At 44.7% G+C, this 18,146-nt stretch carries 14 protein-coding genes; 3 read left to right on the plus strand and 11 right to left on the minus strand.

The features are described from left to right. Positions 1-47: 47 nt before the first annotated feature. From H70737_RS28095 to H70737_RS28110, 4 genes are all read right to left on the minus strand, one after another. Entirely contained in the window at positions 48-2,324 is a 2,277-nt protein-coding gene (locus H70737_RS28095) for a glycoside hydrolase family 65 protein (RefSeq protein ID WP_042192630.1), read from the minus strand. Positions 2,325-2,346: 22 nt separating this feature from the next. Next, entirely contained in the window at positions 2,347-3,195 is an 849-nt protein-coding gene (locus tag H70737_RS28100) for a carbohydrate ABC transporter permease (RefSeq protein ID WP_042192632.1), read from the minus strand. Next, entirely contained in the window at positions 3,195-4,073 is an 879-nt protein-coding gene (locus tag H70737_RS28105) for a carbohydrate ABC transporter permease (RefSeq protein WP_231573358.1), read from the minus strand. The genes H70737_RS28100 and H70737_RS28105 overlap by 1 nt, the downstream gene beginning before the upstream one ends. Before the next feature lie 83 nt (positions 4,074-4,156). Then, a complete protein-coding gene (locus H70737_RS28110) occupies positions 4,157-5,452 on the minus strand; it encodes an ABC transporter substrate-binding protein (protein ID WP_042192635.1) in 1,296 nt (431 codons plus the stop codon). A 188-nt stretch (positions 5,453-5,640) separates the two neighbouring features. Here H70737_RS28110 and H70737_RS28115 point away from each other — a divergent pair, with 188 nt between their 5' ends. Then, positions 5,641-6,363, plus strand: a complete 723-nt coding sequence (locus tag H70737_RS28115) for a helix-turn-helix transcriptional regulator (protein WP_042192637.1) — start codon at positions 5,641-5,643, stop codon at positions 6,361-6,363. Positions 6,364-6,440: 77 nt separating this feature from the next. Here the strand turns inward: H70737_RS28115 and H70737_RS28120 are convergent, their stop codons facing one another. Beyond that, positions 6,441-8,696 carry a copper amine oxidase N-terminal domain-containing protein gene (locus tag H70737_RS28120; RefSeq protein WP_042192638.1) on the minus strand — a complete coding sequence of 752 codons (2,256 nt, stop codon included), beginning with the start codon at positions 8,694-8,696 and terminating at the stop codon, positions 6,441-6,443. Positions 8,697-9,039: 343 nt separating this feature from the next. On the opposite strand from H70737_RS28120, the gene H70737_RS28125 reads away from it, so the two are divergent. Further along, a complete protein-coding gene (locus tag H70737_RS28125) occupies positions 9,040-10,551 on the plus strand; it encodes an aminotransferase class V-fold PLP-dependent enzyme (RefSeq protein WP_042192642.1) in 1,512 nt (503 codons plus the stop codon). A gap of 8 nt (positions 10,552-10,559) precedes the next feature. Here H70737_RS28125 and H70737_RS28130 read toward each other — a convergent pair whose 3' ends face one another. Both H70737_RS28130 and H70737_RS28135 read right to left on the minus strand, forming a co-directional pair. After that, positions 10,560-11,474 (minus strand): aldo/keto reductase, encoded by a 915-nt coding sequence (locus H70737_RS28130; RefSeq protein ID WP_042192644.1) that lies wholly within the window; start codon positions 11,472-11,474, stop codon positions 10,560-10,562. A gap of 44 nt (positions 11,475-11,518) precedes the next feature. Beyond that, positions 11,519-12,136: a TVP38/TMEM64 family protein gene (locus H70737_RS28135; RefSeq protein ID WP_042192646.1), complete on the minus strand. Its 618-nt coding sequence runs from the start codon at positions 12,134-12,136 to the stop codon at positions 11,519-11,521. A gap of 267 nt (positions 12,137-12,403) precedes the next feature. Between H70737_RS28135 and H70737_RS30060 the strand changes: the two genes are divergently transcribed. Further along, on the plus strand, positions 12,404-13,381 hold the full coding sequence (locus H70737_RS30060; RefSeq protein WP_197071253.1) for a copper amine oxidase N-terminal domain-containing protein: 978 nt from the start codon (positions 12,404-12,406) through the stop codon (positions 13,379-13,381). A gap of 144 nt (positions 13,382-13,525) precedes the next feature. Here H70737_RS30060 and H70737_RS28145 read toward each other — a convergent pair whose 3' ends face one another. The 4 genes from H70737_RS28145 to H70737_RS28160 are packed head-to-tail and all read right to left on the minus strand — an operon-like array spanning position 13,526 to position 17,933. Beyond that, on the minus strand, positions 13,526-13,777 hold the full coding sequence (locus H70737_RS28145; protein WP_042192649.1) for a hypothetical protein: 252 nt from the start codon (positions 13,775-13,777) through the stop codon (positions 13,526-13,528). Beyond that, positions 13,777-15,204, minus strand: a complete 1,428-nt coding sequence (hydA, locus tag H70737_RS28150; RefSeq protein ID WP_042192651.1) for a dihydropyrimidinase — start codon at positions 15,202-15,204, stop codon at positions 13,777-13,779. Before hydA ends, H70737_RS28145 begins: the two co-directional genes overlap by 1 nt. Before the next feature lie 2 nt (positions 15,205-15,206). Continuing rightward, positions 15,207-16,496, minus strand: a complete 1,290-nt coding sequence (gene preA / locus H70737_RS28155; RefSeq protein ID WP_042192653.1) for an NAD-dependent dihydropyrimidine dehydrogenase subunit PreA — start codon at positions 16,494-16,496, stop codon at positions 15,207-15,209. A gap of 45 nt (positions 16,497-16,541) precedes the next feature. Next, positions 16,542-17,933 carry an NAD(P)-dependent oxidoreductase gene (locus tag H70737_RS28160; RefSeq protein ID WP_042192656.1) on the minus strand — a complete coding sequence of 464 codons (1,392 nt, stop codon included), beginning with the start codon at positions 17,931-17,933 and terminating at the stop codon, positions 16,542-16,544. Positions 17,934-18,146: the final 213 nt, after the last annotated feature.

Genomic DNA, 18,146 nt, shown 5'->3' on the forward strand with positions numbered 1-18,146 from the left:
TGGGGAATTTCTCATGCCGCTTCGGATTTCAATTGAAAGGTTATAAATTATACCGTGATGATTGTCTTGCCCATTGGAATCTTGAAGCTCTTCTCCATTACTTTGATATGAATCAGCTCTTGTGCATCCACGATTAATTGCGTCTTCAAATGATTCACTTCCACGGTAATCGTCGCTTGACGGTAACGCATCGTGAAGGTGTATCCCTTCCATTGCTTCGGCAATGTCGGGTTCAATGCCAAATGATCATCCTTGATCCTTACACCCGAGAAGCCATAGACGATCGACATCCATGTACCACCCATGTTCGCCATATGCAATCCGTCTTTCGTGTTGCCATGAGTGTTATCCAAATCCATTCGTGCCGTTTCAATGAAATAATCGTACGCCTTGTCCGAGTAACCTAACTTCGAAGCCATGATGCTATATATCGCGCAGGATAAGGACGAATCATGAGTTGTCAGCTTCTCGTAATAATCGTAGGAGTTCCGCAAGACATCGGTTGAAATGCCATCCTCGAGCAAGAAATGCGCCAGCACCGTATCGGCCTGCTTCAACACCTGATGACGATAGATGTGTAGCGGGTGATAGTGAAGCAACAGTGGGTGTTTTTCTTCCGGTGTGTTCTCGAAATCCCACACCTTCTTCGCTAAGAAAGAATCATCTTGTGCATGAATGTTCAACTTCTCATCGAAAGGCAGATACATCTTCGCAGCCGCTTCTTCAAATGCTGTAATCTCATCTGTTGTTAAGCCAATGCGACTACACAAAGCTTCCCATGCCGCAGGATGAGTTTCTGCCAGCTGCTTATACCACGATGCAGCCCACTCTAGATTATATTTTGCAAGTACATTCGTGTAATAGTTATTGTTTACGATGGCCGTATACTCATCCGGACCTGTTACATCATCAATCTTGAATAGACCTTCATGATAATGACCTAGCTCCATCCAAGTTCTTGCAGTTTCAAATACGACTTCCGCACCGAATTCCGCAATGAAATCTTTATCGCCTGTCGCGAGATAATATTGAATATACGTATAAGCAATATCACCATTAATATGATACTGTGCCGTACCAGCTGGGAAGTACCCCGAGCACTCTTCCCCTGTAATGGTACGCCATGCGTAAGCGGCCCCCTTGTTGTGGCCTAGCTCTAACGCACGCTTCTTCGCTTCACCTAGAATCGTATAACGGTAACGAAGCAACTGCTTCGCCAGCTCTGGCTGACAGAGGATGAAGAACGGCAGGATATAGATTTCGGTATCCCAGAAATAATGTCCCTCGTAGCCCTCACCGCTTAAGCCTTTGGCTGCGATGTTACTGTATTTATCTTTGCCCACAGATTGCAGCAACTGATATACGTTATATCGAAGACCTTGCTCAAGTACCTCATCACCTTGGATCTCGATATTTGCAATTTCCCAAAAATGTTGTAAATATACTTCTTGTGCCATGTAAGCCGCTTGAATCCCTTGCGTTAATACCAAAGCCATCAACTCACGTCCGTGAGCAGCTGGATCTTCGTGTCGACGTGTATCTGTAAATACGTTGAATTTTGTGAATTGAACAATATCCTTCCCTGCTGGGAACGCATACCGCACCATTACACTTTTCTCACCCTTGATCAGTTCACCGTTCACCGCAGGCGTTGTCTGATGAACTGTTGTTGCCGCCACTTGTAGCTTCGACGTATTTGTCTCAAGCACGATTTGTAAGGAGGTCTCGTCGAACACCTCGATATTCTTCATATCCAATAGCTTGGCATGACCCGATGCAACACGAGGGTCCTTCGCATTCGTATAGTTACTTACATTGCCATTCACGCCAGAGGTAATCGTCACTTCATCCTGACAATTGATACGAGTTACCTCAATATCTATCGTGAACAATTCGAGTGTTGTCAATGACGCCATGCGTGTGAATGAAATTTCGACCTCTTTACCTTGTGGTGAAATCCAGTGCACGAGCCGTACGTACTTACCTTCGCGCATATCGAGATAACGACGCTGGGAAACGACCGTTCCTGTGAAAAGACTGAACTTCTCCTCCCCGATATGAATGGTCACATCCTGTACATCCATCACATTCACAAGCTTCTGTTGTGTATCGGGAAAGCCATACGCGCTCTCCCCATATAGCATCGGTGTAATATCATAAAATGCATTTATATATGTTCCACGAACCGTTGGCTCGTCACCTTCATAACCTTCTTCAAAATTACCTCGAACACCTACATAACCATTAGCCACATTAAAAATACTCTCACTAACGCCGAGGTCTTGCATATCCCTATGATTCTCAATAATCCAGCCCGACTTCATATGAAGGCCCCCTCATCCAATTTTATTTCACAGCACCTGCCATAACGCCTTTAATAATGTATTTCTGTGCGAACAGATAAAAGATAATAACCGGAATAATCGATACGACAAGTCCTGCCATTGCAAGGTTCCACTGAATTGTAAATTCTCCGAAGAAGAAGAAGGTTGACAATGGAATGGTACGAAGCGCTGGGCTTGTTAAGGTCAAGGATGGAAGTAAATAGTCATTCCAAATCCACAATAGATTCAAGATTCCTACAGTCATCGTAATTGGCGTAAGCATTGGGAATACAACCTTCCAGAATGTCTGCCACGTATTACAGCCTTCGATCATTGCCGCTTCTTCAAGAGCAATCGGTACCCCTTTAATAAAACCGTGATAGAGGAAGACCGACATACTTAGCCCAAATCCGATGTACATGAAAATTAGGCCATAATGTGTATTAATCATAGAGAAATTAAGTGATGGGATATCCCATTTGTTTAAATATTGCATTAACGGAATCATCACCGATTGAAACGGGATGAGCATCGTACCTACGAATAAGAGGAGAATGCCATTGGACAATTTATTCTTCATGCGAACAAGCATCCAAGATGTCATCGCTGAGAAGATAATAATAAGCCCAATACTAATGACACTCACTAAGAGTGAGTTTTTAAATGCTGACAAAAAGTTCATTTTGTCCATTGCCGCAGCATAGTACTCGAAGGAAAAAGATTCCGGTAGGCCGAACGTATCGGTGAATATCTCGGCACGTCCTTTGAACGAATTCACAAACATAATATACATAGGCAACAGCATAAGAAGTCCACTAACCCAAGCTATAACTTCAAGCAATATTGAAGTTGATTTATTGCGACGTTTCATTATTGTTCAACCTCCCTTTTCTTCGAGATAACGACCTGCGTAACCGTCACAACTAAGATGACGAGGAAGAAAATAATCGCCTTGGATTGCGCGAGCGCATATTGATTCATACTAAACGCGGTTTTAAAGATATTCATTGCAACAAGCTCGGTTGTACCGTAAGGACCACCGTTCGTTAGTGAGATATTGGTATCATATTGTTTGAATGCGTTCGACAGCGTCAAGAACAAGCTGATCGTGAAGGCTGGCATAATGAGTGGGAACATAATTTTGCGGAATCGCATCCATCCGCCTGCGCCATCCATATCAGCTGCCTCCAGCACCTCATCCGAAACACCTTGAATAGCTGCGATGTAGATGATCATGACGTAGCCGGCCATTTGCCATGTTCCTACGAAGACCAGCGCCCAGAAGGAAGCCGTCGGATCATCCAACCAATTGAAGAAGATCGAGCTATTCCCCATTACTTCTCCAACCTGTACGAAGAATTTCGTGAATACGAACTTCCAGATGAAACCTAGGATCAGACCACCGATCAAGTTCGGCAGGAAGTATATTGAGCGTAAAAGATTACGCGACTTAATTTTGGAAGTCACCAGCATCGCGAGTGAAAGTCCGATAACGTTAACGAGAATAATCATGCATACGGCATATTTAAATGTCAGGCCGAAGGATGTAAGAAAATCTGAATCTTGAAACACCCGTACATAATTATCGAAGCCTACAAAGTTAGAACCTGCAAATTTAAACCCATCCCAATCTGTAAAAGAGTACACAATCCCCATAACGAATGGAATGATGACTACATTTATAAAGATGAATAATGATGGAACAATAAAAGCTGCGGCTATTAAATTTCTCTTTACACTTTTCTTCAATGGTTTCACCTCTTATCCATTTCTACAAAACAGGAAGAGGCCGCTTAACGAATATTCGAGAAGCAGCCTCCATAGCCATACGATTATTTTTTAACCGCAGTCATCCAAACATTCTGAAGTGCTTCTAACAAGCCCTCGCCCGTTAATTTTCCTGCATAGTATTTTTCCATTTGGTTCGCAAACTCTTGATCTGCTCCCGCTGGGAATTGATCGAATACCCATTTCACTGTCTTGCCTTCACTTGCATAACGGTTCACTTCTTGGGATAACGGATCCATTTTGCTAGTATCAAAACCGGAGTACACAGGGATAAAGTTAAACTCATCCGTTACATAGTGCTGACCCGCTGGATCTGTTAGCAACCAATCCAAGAACGCCTTCGCACCCGCTTGTTGATCTTCCGATGCATGCTTGTTCACGCGGAAGAAGTTACTGTTACCTACCGCAATACCTTGATTACCTTCGAACGGTACTGGCAAGAAACCGTATTCAAATTTCACATCATAATCGTTCAAGAGACCTTGTGCCCAGTTTCCTTGGTGAATCATCGCATATTGTCCTGCCGCGAAGCCTGCAACTTGTTCATCATACGTATCCTTACTCAAGTTCGTATGGTCTTTGATCTTGTCCAGATCAGCAACGTACTCTTTCAATTCAGGAATATCTTGAAGCTTCAATTCACCAGCATTGATCTTTGCAATCGTACCGGCTGTGTCTTTCATTACTGCAAATGGCCAGTTAAATGGATGCATGAACCGGAAGTAAGACTCTTGTGCATACGCGATTGCCTTCTTCACGCCCTTCACTTGCTCTAGCTTCGTGCTTGCTGCTACAAGATCATCCCATGTCTTAATATCATCCGCATTCACGCCTGCTTCCTTGAACATATCCTTATTGTAGATAAGTCCGAAGCCTTCAAGCGCAACTGGCAAGCCATATAATTTACCATCATTACGCGCTGCTGTATCTTGTCCTTCAACAATTTTGCTAGCCGCTTTCATATCATCCAAGGGTGCCATATATGGAAGATATTTTTGAAACTCTGAGCCAGATGCTGTTGTGAAAATGGTTGGTGCTTTTTCTGGTGCGGAGCTGAATTGTGTCTGGAGCACCGTCATCAGGTTGTCACCTGCTGCTCCTAATGCTTGTACTTCATATTTATCTTGAGTTTTATTGAATTCTTTCACTGCATCCTCTAGTGCACTTTGGATTTCTACTTTATTCTGAATGATTGTAATAACCGCTTTTTTACCAGTTCCTTTAGACGTTGTGTCTGCGCTATTTGCCTTGTTTGCCCCATCATCACTTTTTGCTCCACAAGCGACTAACGTGGATAACATAGCTACAGATAATAATGCTGCCCCTACTTTTTTCTTCATCTGCAATACCCCTCTTCTGAAGATTTCATAATTTTTATTTGTATTTCTAAAATTGAAAGCCTTTACAAAACTGATATTACACGATAATATAACACTTAATTATAAATTCTTAACATTAGTTTCGATTTATAAATACGGATTATATTGTAAAATCCTCCCTTAAACAGGTAGCCTAAAGGAGATTATCCATGCTAGACATTACTGCCGTCCTCGAACGCAATATGGCGAAGAATCGCTATCAGAACTATATGCACCCTTCCTATGAGCACGAAAAGAAGCTCGTCTATGCAATCCAACGCATTGATCGTGAAGGTGCCGTTAAAATATTGAATGAAATCAACCTGCTGGAACGAGCCAACCTGTCACCGAAGCCTTTACAGTCGTTGAAATATTCTCTAGTCGCTAGCTGCACCATTTTTACGCGTGCGATCATTGAGGCGGGAGTCGATTCCGAGTCCGCGTTCATTCTCAGTGACCATTACATCAACTTAATTGATGAGAGCGACTCGATCGTGAAGACCGTTGAGATTGAATACCTCATGCTAAATAGCTTTATTAGTGTCATCTCAACCCATCGTTCGTATTCGTATGGACCCATCATTAATAAGACGATCGCCTATATTAAAAAGCACATTGAAGAGAAGCCTACGCTAGAGCGAGTTGCGGAAATCGTGCAGTTGCATCCGAATTACCTCGCAACGCTATTCAAACAAGAAACAGGGAGCACTGTCCTCAACTTCATCCATAAAGAAAGAATGGATGCGATCAAGAACTTCCTGATCCATACAAATATGGCGCTTCAGGATATTAGTGATATCTTCGGCTTCGCTTCCTCTGCCTACTTCTCTACCTACTGCAAGACGCATCTAGGCATGACCGCAAGGGAGTATCGAAAAGATCACATGAAATGACAAGCAAAAAGGCGAATTCTCATTCATAGCTGAATGGAATCTCGCCTTTTGGTCCCCCTAATGATTACTTTGCATAACTATCTCTTCGGTGGTTGCGGTGTAATCAGGAAGTTAACCGGCAAATTACTACCAGACGCTGCAGTGAACAATATCTCAACAGAGCCCCCTTCATCACCTATACGATAAACCACACTATTCAAGTTTGCATTTGTAATACTGCCGGTACTTGGCATTTGAACAATTTGACCATTCACCATAACAGGTCCCATATAATTACCACCACGCGGGTTAAAGGTAATTAATGAATTTGGAGCAACATGTTCAAATTTGATTTTGTATAGTACTCCGAAGTTGCCTGCATTGGATGCACCAGTTCCTGACATAGGGTCGGTGCCCATCAAATTCAAATCACTTGAATTATCACCGATGAGAAGTCTCGCAGGTGTTCTCCCTACTTCATCCGTAACAGTCATGATACGTGTAGAATCAGCATAAGTCCCTCGGTTATGCACGCCATCACGATCCAGTATTGGAAGCATAGGAAGTGTGGTTAACGGATCTTTATTCGCATCAATCATCATAACATTGTATTCAATAGGATAATCACTATATAAGTCCGCTTGGAGTGAAACGATTTCGCTCGGTTTTATTGCAATATTATTCAGATCAGACAGGATAGAGACGCTTTCACCAGGTTGCAGGACCGTTGTCTTGTAATCTTTTTTCGTTTGCATGGATTCCCAGTAACGTTGCACTGAGAGTTTACCCGTAGCTTCCGGAAAGGGATGTGGGCCTCCAACGCCTAAATATTCTGTTGTGATCGTCGTAGGGGATAGATTGTTGTTCTTAGCTATCACATATACCTTCATTTTAGTATTCATATTATTCTTGTGGTGAATCAAAAAGCGGGTTCCACCGAACGATGTTTCACGATAAGTAATCCCTTCCATATTTACGGTTTCTGGACTGTTAGCGCGAATAAGATTATAAGGCTCAGAAGTGAGCGTATAAGCTACCTTCTGCCAGTTTGGAACATTAGATCCGTCAATATCAAATACACTACCCGGAGAAGCGAACAATCTATAGAAATCTTCCTTACTGTACAAGACTTCACCCGTAATATTAATGACTTTTTCAAAAGTGCTGATTGCGCCATGTGAATCTTCTACTTGAATAGAAACTGTTGCAGGACCAGGCGTGAAGAAAGCTTCCGCTTTATTCGTCCAGGTCGTTGTTTTAAGTGTATCTCCGTCTGGGTCGGTGCTCATATCCGTATAAGTGATCATCTCACCCATTTTGTAGGAATTCTTATCGGTCGTAAAATTTGCAACCGGCGGTGTATTCGGTTTTAGAATCGTGATCGTCGTTGAGTAAGGATCACTCCATTGTCCATTAGCATCCCTAACAGAGTAGGATACTACATATTGCCCAGGTGTATCATAGATATCCTGCTTCCCTTCCCACTTCTCTTCAACTATGGCTGAACCAATCGGTGAAGAGCTAGAAGTCAGGAAATTCACTGGATCACCAGCATAAATTATAGCCGGTACTGTAAAAGAAGCTTTAGGCTTCAAATTTAGCGAAAGAATGACTCGTTTTTGCACATTATCCACGGTATACGGAATGCCCAGCGCCCCAGTAATGGACGTCAATGGAATCATAAAGGTTCCTTTGAATTGATATGCTGGACCTTTCATTGTCACATTCTTACCATTTACGGAATAAATCTTACTGTCTGTCTTGAACCGCATAACGTCGCTGCCTTTAGTAACAATAGTCTCTTTCGTCTTATAATCGTAAATGTATTTCACACCTACACGTTCAACCATAGCTCTAATCGAAACGTAGGAAACGCCATTCTTCACTGCCATTGGCTGATTAGCCAAATATTCAATGCCATTCTGATACATTTTGTTACTATTCATCATAAGTACAAGCTGATTGCTAGCCCCTGCATTAACTATATCAGTTGTAATCGGTGGTGTGGTGGTCGCAGGTATAAGTGTAAGACTTGGACTCGGTGTGGGGGATGGTAACGTTGTTAAAGTAGAATCGGTTGTTACCCCTGTAATAGGCGTTACTGTCGCTGTTGGTGTTGGTGTTGCTGTTGCTGTTGCTGTTGCTGTTGCTGTTGCCCCTTCTGCTACCGGACGTGTCAATAATGGCAATGGATCAGTAGCTTCTGGAATTACTTCCGCAACAGATGTAGTAGCCACTCTTACTCCACTGGTGTTACTGGAGGTAATATTTCCAGCTTCAGCAAAAACGGGCACTGCCGCAGCAGTCTGAGATACGGCCAATAGTACAACTAATGATAGTTTTTTTAAATGCATGATTTGACTCCTCTGCTCCATTTATGAATATAAGTGGCCCCTAACTTTACCTTCCTCTTATATAACGAGACAGTGCTTTTACTTCATGGTACATTCATTATTTCAAATCGTATTATTTGACGCAGTAGATCTCAAAAAGTTTCATTATAAGTAAATAAAAAACAATGTTGTATATTAATTACATCATTCACCTCTATCTCCTTTATTTGTTATTCCTATAAACTCCACCTAGGCTTTAACCCAATTCTCCAAGCAAGCATATACTGATGCCATAGAAACTACTGGCACGCCGAAAATAAACTATGACCTTACCACTATCGGCGTACGGGCTGGAGGGAAATCCGTGCTAAACATCATCCACGCCTCTTCTGCAGAGACGCCCGCTTCACTACAAAACCATTTCGAGATTTTTCGTGAGCACACCATTGGAATTCGGCATCAGATCACCACACCCTATGGTAGACAGCCCCTGCTGTATGCCGATTGGACCGCAAGCGGACGCTTATATGAACCGATTGAACGGAAGCTGCAGGAAGCCTTCGGTCCATATGTTAGTAATCCACATACAGACTCCAACACGACCGGTTTAACCATGACACTGGCTTATAATGAAGCGCGACAAATTATTAAAAAGCATGTAAATGCTGGCCCTCAGGACATCCTGCTCTTCTGCGGAAATGGAACAACGGCAGCCGTAAACAAGCTGCAGCGTATCATGGGCTTAAGACTCCCTGAGTGGATTCAGGACTATAGCGCCCATTCGATGGAGGAACGTCCTGTGATCTTCACCAGCCATATGGAGCATCATTCCAATATCCTTCCCTGGCAGGAGGGGATTGGTGATGTTGTGACTGTTCCTCCCGGAGAAAACGGAAATATAGATCTTCAGCAGCTTGAAGCCCAGTTGAAATTGTATCAGCATCGCCGCTGGAAAATCGGTTCATTTACGGCTTGCTCCAATGTGACCGGAATTCAGACTCCCTACCAGAAGCTTGCCGCGATTATGCACCGTCACGGAGGCCTATGTTTTGTAGATTTTGCCGCCAGCGCTCCCTATGAACCTATCGATATGCATCCTGTCTCACCGCTGGAGAAGCTGGATGCAATCTTTTTTTCTCCGCATAAATTTCTGGGTGGACCGGGCACGAATGGCGTTCTAATTTTTGATGAGGCTCTAAGTAATGGACGTATTCCTGACGAACCGGGTGGAGGTACAGTGGCTTGGGTCAATCCTTGGGGAGGACGCCGCTACACCAACGAAATAGAGATGCGGGAAGACGGGGGAACACCGGGGTTTCTGCAAGCTTTTCGGACGGCACTTTGTGTGAAGCTGAAGGAACAGATGAATGGAAACGGTCAATATATGGTGATTAGAGAGCACGAGCTATGCCAGCAATTAATGAACGGACTCCGTAGCATACCCGAATGCTCGCTGCTAGCTGGACATCATACAGAACGTCATGGCATTGTCTCTTTTACACTACGTGATATTCATTATAATCTTGCAGTTCAACTACTGAATGATCGCTTTGGTATACAAGCCCGGGGTGGTTGCTCTTGTGCAGGTCCTTATGGGCATTACTTACTTGAATTAGGGTGGGCGCAATCTGCTCAGATCGCTGAGGCAATTACTATAGGAGACCAGTCGCTTAGACCGGGTTGGATCCGCATCTCTCTACACCCCATTATGACAAATCAGGAGGTAGAGAGAATTGTATCCGCTGTACGAACTATCGTGATCCATTTCCAACAATGGAAACAGGACTATTTTTATGATGCTTCTACGAACAGTTGGACTCATATCTACAATGAGGATCCCGCAGAAGCGAAGGTCAAAGCGCTTTTTTCGGTGTAGTTCCCAGCTTATTGTGTAATGTCCTTCACCATGTCCAGATCGGCAGCACTAGCGTTGGAGATAACTTGTTCTACATTTTTACAACCGGGAATTACACTGGTTACTGCGGGATGCTGAAGGCACCACGCCAAAGCCCACTGCGCCATATCGAGTCCAGAAGGGACTTCATTGGCAGCAATTTCAGCTACAGCGCGCAGCTGTTTTTGCCTTACATCCTCTTTATGGTTAGCACGCACATCACCCTGACCAAATACCGCATCCGGCTTGTACTTGCCGCTTAAATAACCACTCGCTAACGGAACACGCGCCAACACACCTAATTTATGCTCGATGCAGAGTGGAAGAATCTCTTCCTCAGGTTGACGATCCAGCCGATTATATACTACTTGTATGGCCTCTGCTTGCACATCCGCTGCTGCAGAGGTCTGATGTACACCCGAGACTGATGCACTTATCGAGACGCCTAAATGACGGATTTTCCCTGCCTGCTTCTGTCTGTCGAGCATGCTCCACAACTTGTCATTATCGAATTGCTCATCCGTTCCGGAATGGAATTGATAGAGGTCGATGTACTCGGTCTGAAGTGCACGCAGGGAATCATCCAGCTGCTTCAGCACATCCTCAGCACGCCATAACTGTTCCCGCTGCAAATGTCCCTGAAAATGATGACCGAATTTCGTAGCTACAATCCAGTCCTCACGTTTCCGGCGAGCCAGATAACCCCCGATGAACTTCTCTGACAAGTGATCTCCATAACATTCTGCCGTATCAATCAGGTTAATACCGAGCTCTCCAGCCTTATCTAGCATGGAATCGACTTCTGCTTGAGTGAAATCCTTGCCCCACTCTCCACCGAACTGCCAAGTACCCAAGCCGATCACCGATACATTCATCCCTGTACTGCCAAGTTTACGATATTTCATCATCATTTCCTCCTTTGTTTTATTAAAATAGTCCATTCACAGTACTAAGCGGCCTTGTTTCCATCTTCCACTGTTCTAGCGAACCGCGCCTCGATGGCTTTAACTCCCCATAGTGACAATCCAATAAACACCAAGACATAGATGATCTCCCACGGCTGGCGGATAAATCGTTCCAGATCATTTCCAATATATGAAACTGCGAATACCATGATCGCTTTGCCCACAGTGAGCGCAAGGAGGTATGAACGAAACCTCATACCAGCAAGACCAGCAGCCATATTAATTACAACGAAGGGGCCTACCGGGAATATACTAAGCAGAAATACATAACTGAATCCGCTTTGCCGCACCCATGTCATACTTTTGGCTACCTTTGGCCGTTCTGCCCATTTTCGCAGATACCGATGCGAAGCTACTTTGCGAATAATCCAAAATGTTGTCACACAGCCCGCAACCAAGCCGATCCAAGAATACAAAAAACCTAACCATAAACCATATACAGCCCCGTTTAATCCGACGATCGCAATAGTTGGTAGTGGTGGTATAAATGATTTCAAAAACGTTAACGCAATGCCCGGAAAGGGCCCAAACGAACGATATTGTTCAAGCAGATGCCGCAGATTATCCTCTGTCAGCCAAGACATAATATCAAGAAAGTACATAACCAGCTGATCTCCTCATCCGATTGGAATTCTTAACACCTGGTCTCAATTATACACGAAGTTGCGAGCATTCCTACAGCTCTTCCAATATAAAGAGAACAAGCTAGAACTACATGAATGACAGCGAGTAAGTTCTTCGTTACGATAGACAAAATAAGATTAAGTTACTTCATTACAAAGGGAGTTCAAGACACTTATCTTGACAGCACAACGATTAATAGTAAGATGAGAGTTGATGGAAATAAAATGAATTTATGGGGGCGTTATTTGTTGAAGAGATTGTCGGTTCTAGCAATGATATGCGTTTTGATATTTTCTGTAGGTCTTATTCCTGCTCCAGCGTCAGCAGCTTCGAAGGGATCCCACATTTTTGTGGATGGGGTGCCACTAAATTCAAGATCTGTGAGTAAAAACGGAGTTTCGTTCGTCCCTTTCCGAGAATTATTCGAGAAGCTTAAGATGAGTATAGACTATAACGCAAAACTGAAACAAGTTACGGGCACCAAAGGTGATTTGAAGATAACTTTTACTATTGGTAGCAAAACAGCATACGTAAATGGCCAGAAAAAAATGCTGCAGGCGGCGCCGTTTGCTCAGAATGGCACTACGTTAATTCCGGTTCGTATCGTTGGTGAAGCAACCGGGAACGCCGTTTATTATTCAGCAGCAGCAGATGTGATTCAAATTAATAGCCCATCTTTTAAAGGTGCCTCTTACACCATTGACGGCATCCCGATCTTATTCAATGCCAATGGAACTGTCTTGTTTGGTCCCAACGCATTAAAAGACATGAATTTACAAAAGGAAATAGCTGAGATCGATGCCATTAAAGATTTCACAGCTAACGCTCCCAAAATTCGTATTGTCGGAGTACCGCCAACACAAGAGCAATCCAAAGATCCCGGCTATAAAGGATACCCTGATTATTTTGACGCCAATTATGTAACCGCAGCCGGAAACAAGGAAACCTTGCCTCCGCTTATGAGCGAAGGTTGGATTTCCTTATCTATGCTCTCCGAAATTGAAAAAATCATTAATCTTGGAAATAGTGATTCCAACACCCTTAGCATAGGTAAATATGCTGAGATGGGCCTCGTAAGATACGATATCATTGTGACAGATGAATACAAAAAAGCAAAAACAGGCCAATTCACGTTAAGCGACATACGTGTAAAGAAATATAAGGGCACTATGTATCTTAACATTGAGGATTTACAAACCGTTGGCCTCATTGAGCCTAATTAAACTAGCTTGTTAGTTAGTTCAATAATTCAGAGAAAAGGCCATCCTTTTGCAGGGTGGCCTTTAAATTTTCATCATCACAACAAAAAGCCGAGCACCAAGCCTCCCGATCTAGAAGCTTACTACTCGGCTTTCAATTCATTCACTTCAAACCTCTGCACTGTAACAACCCGCCTGCTCACCTTCCGCCCTCAGCCCCGAAACCACAAGGGTTGTCACATACTTACGAGCATCTGCTGTCAGCAATAATAACTCCATCGAGCCCTTAGCCGGTTCCCCTCTGACAAACTTTATTCGGGCACCGTCCAAATCCTCTTGGATGCTGGCAATCGTATATCCTTTAAAAAGCAGCCCATCAATCTCCTGCTGTTCTTTGGCATATTCCGCAAAAGCAGACATCAGACAACACCTCCGCTAATTTCCGCCTTGGAAGGAAGAGGAGCCTCCGCTGCAAAACGCTTGCGCTTTAAATATTTTCCCGACCCGGGTTTACCAACAAATTGCTTGTCTCGAATCACAAACTCGCCTCGACTGAGGACGGAAACAGGCTCTCCCTTTACTTCAAAGCCCTCAAACGCATTATAATCGACGTTCATATGATGTGTTTCTGCGGAGAGTATTCTTTCTACAGCCGGATCAAAAATAACCAAGTCAGCGTCACTGCCTACCGCGACCGTGCCTTTTTGCGGATACAAGCCAAACAGCTTGGCGCTAGAGGTAGCAATAATGTCTACGAATTTGTTCAATGAGATCCGGCCTTTCTGCACACCTTCCGAATATAGAATCGTAAACCGGTCCTCAATGGTCGGCCCACCGTTCGGGATTTTGGAGAAATCGCCTAGCCCCAGATCCTTTTGTCCTTTGAAATCAAACGAGCACTGGTCAGAGCCAATCGTCTGCAAGCTGCCGCTCCATAGCGCATCCCACAAAACATCCTGATTCCACTGCTCACGCAGGGGCGGAGACCACACGTATTTAGCACCTTCGAAATTAGGCTTTTCCAACGCCGTCTGATCCAGCACTAAATACTGTGGACAAGTCTCACCGTAGACGCGAAGTCCCTTTTTACGCGCTTCAGCAATCTTCCAAACAGCTTCCGCACAGGTCACGTGTACAACATACAGCTGAGAATCTGTCAGTTCGGTTAGATAAGCTGCGCGTCCCGTAGCTTCACCCTCCAGCTCCGGCGGGCGGGTCAGCGCATGAAAGATCGGGTCGGTATTGCCTGCGGCCAAAGCCTGCTCTACAAGATATTCAATGACATCTCCATTCTCCGCATGCACCATAACGAGTGCACCTTCTTTTTTCGCAGCTTGGAGGGTCTTAAAAAGTGTGCCGTCATCCGCCTGAAAAGTATTCTTATAAGCCATAAATACTTTGAGCGAGGTAATGCCTTCATTCTCTATAATCTCCGGAAGCTCGCCCAGTACTTTATCGTTTAATTCTGAGACCATAAGGTGGAAGCTGTAATCAATCACCGCTTTATGCTGCGACTTATGATGCCAAGTATCTACAGCCTGCTGCAGCGGTTGTCCTTTGGTGGTTAAGCAAAAATCAATGACAGTGGTCGTTCCGCCATATGCAGCCGCAATGGTTCCCGTCTCAAAATCATCAGCTGTAACCGTGCCGCCAAAAGGCATATCCAGATGCGTATGAGGATCAATGCCTCCAGGAAAAACATAACACCCCGAGGCATCTATAATTTCCGCACCAGGGACATCCAAATGAAGGCCAATCTCCGTAATAACCCCGTTTTCAATCACCACATCGCCTGTATAAGTATCTGCTGCGGTAACGATGATGCCATTTTTAATAATCTTTTTCATCCTTACACCACCTCCACTTCCGAATAGGTGCCATTCAAGCTACTGATCACCTTCTGCCTTTCATTCCAGGTCAGAGGGGCTGCCCCGGTGTCCACTGGAACCATATCGATCGCGCCGTCTGCGGGACAGACAATAGAACAAAGATTACAGCCTACACAATCTTCCTCGCGGACCTGTAGAATAGCTTTCCCATCTGCATTAGTTAACATATCAATACATTGATGTGAAGCATCTTCGCAGGCAATGTGGCATTTATTACAGTTGATGCAGTTGTTCTCATTAATACGGGCAACGACCTTATAGTTGAGATCCAGATCACCCCAGTTGGAGTAACGGGATACCGATTTACCGATTAACTCTGTTACGGAAGCCAAGCCTTTGTCATCCAAATAGTTGTTCAGGCCATCGATCATTTCCTCCACAATCCGGAAGCCATGATGCATGACCGCTGTACATACTTGAATGCCCGTAGCACCCATCAGCATGAATTCAACAACATCCTGCCAGGTCGAAATCCCTCCAATACCGGAGATAGGAATGCCGACTCCCCGGTCACGAGCACACTCAGCTACCATACTAAGCGCAATTGGTTTCACGGCCGGCCCACAGTAACCGCCATGCGCACCCTGCCCCCCAACATTCGGAATTGTGTTCCAGCTATGAATATCTACACCAGCAAGACTGTTGATCGTGTTGATCATACTAATCGCGTCCGCTCCACCCTTAACCGCATGGTGGGCAACGACGGTGATATCCGTAATGTTGGGCGTCAGCTTCACAATCACCGGGGTCGTCGCAACTTCTTTTACCCAGGTGGTCTGTGCCTGCACCAGATCAGGCTGCTGCCCGGAAGCAGCACCCATTCCACGCTCAGCCATCCCGTGCGGACAGCCAAAGTTAAGCTCCAGACCGTCTACACCCACATCCTCTACCCGCTTAACAATCTCATGCCATTTATGCTGCGTTGGTTCTACCATCAGGGAGGTTATAATCGCATGATTCGGAAATCTTTTCTTCGTTTCATAAATTTCCTTCAGATTAACTTCAAGCGGACGGTCGGTGATCAGTTCAATATTGTTAAAGCCCGCAACCCGTTGCCCATTGAAATTTACTGCCGCAAAACGCGATGAGGTATTAATGATCGGATCACCGAGCGTCTTCCACACCGCACCACCCCAACCTGCTTCAAAGGCCCGCTGCACTTGATAGCCTGTATTCGTAGGGGGCGCAGAGGCCAGCCAGAACGGATTCGGTGATTTGATTCCTGCGAGATTAATACTTAAATCTGCCATTGATGTTCCCTCCCTGTCATGTAAAATCCAATTTGATTTCTACGCTCAGCCCGCTGATCTAACAACGACCTCCTGCTGGCCTAAGAATTGTTTAACAATCGCATGGGCCGCATCTTTTCCCTGCTGGGCCGCGGATACAACCATGGCCTCGCCTTTGCCTGAACCAAATATGATATCGCCAGCGGCATAAATTTGCGGATCGGAGGTTTGACAGGTGGCTTCATCCACCTTTACAACCCCACGGTCATGCACAAGGCCTAAGGAATCTATTAGATCTAGGCGACGCTTTTGACCAATAGCTATTACAACCGCATCTACAGGAATCAAGAACTCAGAACCCTCGATCGGCATAGGTACTGGACGTCCATCTTTGCCCAGCTCCTCTGTCAGCTTCATCTGCGCACATTCCAGTCCGGTTACGTTCCCAAACTCATCACCCACGATACGTTTCGGTAAGGTAAGCCAGTTGAACTCCACACCTTCCTGCTTCGCAAATTCATATTCAAACTCATAAGCCGTCATCTCTTCGCGGGTCCGGCGGTAGACCATTTTTACATTTGAGGCCCCCAGCCGCACTGAGCATGTAGCTGCATCAATAGCTGTATTACCCGCACCAATGACAGCGACCCGCTGACCCATCAGCTCTAGCAAAGGAATGCCAGTCTTAGTGGATTCTACGAGTGCAATGGCGTCGTATACGCCAGCCAATTTTTCACCTTCAATCCCTATCGGAGGCACATAACCCATACCCGCTGCCAAAACGATGGCATCATAGTTCGACTTCAGCTCATCTACAGAAACATCCACTCCGACTTTTACACCTGTACGTATTTCCACACCCAGCTTCTCTACCTGCTCTACTTCCCAAAGAGATACAGACTGTGGGAGCCGAAACGATACAATCCCATGTGTATCCAGCCCACCCGCTAACGCCTTAGCTTCGTAGACCACAACAGCAAAACCTTCACGGGCGAGTTCCCTAGCCGCAGACAATCCCGCAGGACCACCGCCGATAACGGCTACCTTTTTCCCATTAGGGGTGCCAGCCTTAAATAATTGAACTCCGCTGTTCATTGCCCAATCTGTCGCATAACGCTGCAGCAGTCCGATTTGGATCGGCGCCGAGGCATCATTTAACACACAGGCTCCTTCACACAGCTCATCTGTAGGACAAACACGAGCACAGCTGGCACCCACAGGATTGGAATCCATAATCGTCTGTGCCGAGCCTTTCATATTGTCAGTAGCGATCCGTTTGATAAAGGAGGGAATATTAATGCTGGTCGGACATGCTTTTATACATGGGGCATCGTAGCAATATAGACAGCGATTGGACTCATCCATGGCACCCTTATGGGTCAGAGGCGGCTCAGCCTCGGCGAAATTGCGCCTGAACATATCAGGTGTAAATGCTGTTAACGGAGATGAATGCTCCATCACTAGTCCCTCCTTATGGGTAATTTTTCATATTTGTGTTATATAATATAACATTATTCCAAGTTTTTTCTGAATATTTTGCTTACATCATTGAATTATTGTAGTAATATAAGCATTAACAGAAATTATCTCTCAACACTCTTCCTGATTAGGTTATATATACTGACATTCGTTAATCAAACTATAGTCATTTCGAATTTTCGTTGCATTAGA

The organism is Paenibacillus sp. FSL H7-0737 (assembly GCF_000758545.1).
Taxonomy (GTDB): Bacteria; Bacillota; Bacilli; order Paenibacillales; family Paenibacillaceae; genus Paenibacillus_AQ.

Coding starts and splice junctions, on each gene's coding strand:
- H70737_RS28095 (WP_042192630.1), bottom strand. CDS start 2,324: ATGAAGTCGGGCTGGATTATTGAGAATCATAGGGATATGCAAGACCTC.
- H70737_RS28100 (WP_042192632.1), bottom strand. CDS start 3,195: ATGAAACGTCGCAATAAATCAACTTCAATATTGCTTGAAGTTATAGCT.
- H70737_RS28110 (WP_042192635.1), bottom strand. CDS start 5,452: ATGAAGAAAAAAGTAGGGGCAGCATTATTATCTGTAGCTATGTTATCC.
- H70737_RS28115 (WP_042192637.1), top strand. CDS start 5,641: ATGCTAGACATTACTGCCGTCCTCGAACGCAATATGGCGAAGAATCGC.
- H70737_RS28120 (WP_042192638.1), bottom strand. CDS start 8,696: ATGCATTTAAAAAAACTATCATTAGTTGTACTATTGGCCGTATCTCAG.
- H70737_RS28130 (WP_042192644.1), bottom strand. CDS start 11,474: ATGAAATATCGTAAACTTGGCAGTACAGGGATGAATGTATCGGTGATC.
- H70737_RS28135 (WP_042192646.1), bottom strand. CDS start 12,136: ATGTACTTTCTTGATATTATGTCTTGGCTGACAGAGGATAATCTGCGG.
- H70737_RS28145 (WP_042192649.1), bottom strand. CDS start 13,777: ATGTCTGCTTTTGCGGAATATGCCAAAGAACAGCAGGAGATTGATGGG.
- hydA (WP_042192651.1), bottom strand. CDS start 15,204: ATGAAAAAGATTATTAAAAATGGCATCATCGTTACCGCAGCAGATACT.
- preA (WP_042192653.1), bottom strand. CDS start 16,496: ATGGCAGATTTAAGTATTAATCTCGCAGGAATCAAATCACCGAATCCG.
- H70737_RS28160 (WP_042192656.1), bottom strand. CDS start 17,933: ATGGAGCATTCATCTCCGTTAACAGCATTTACACCTGATATGTTCAGG.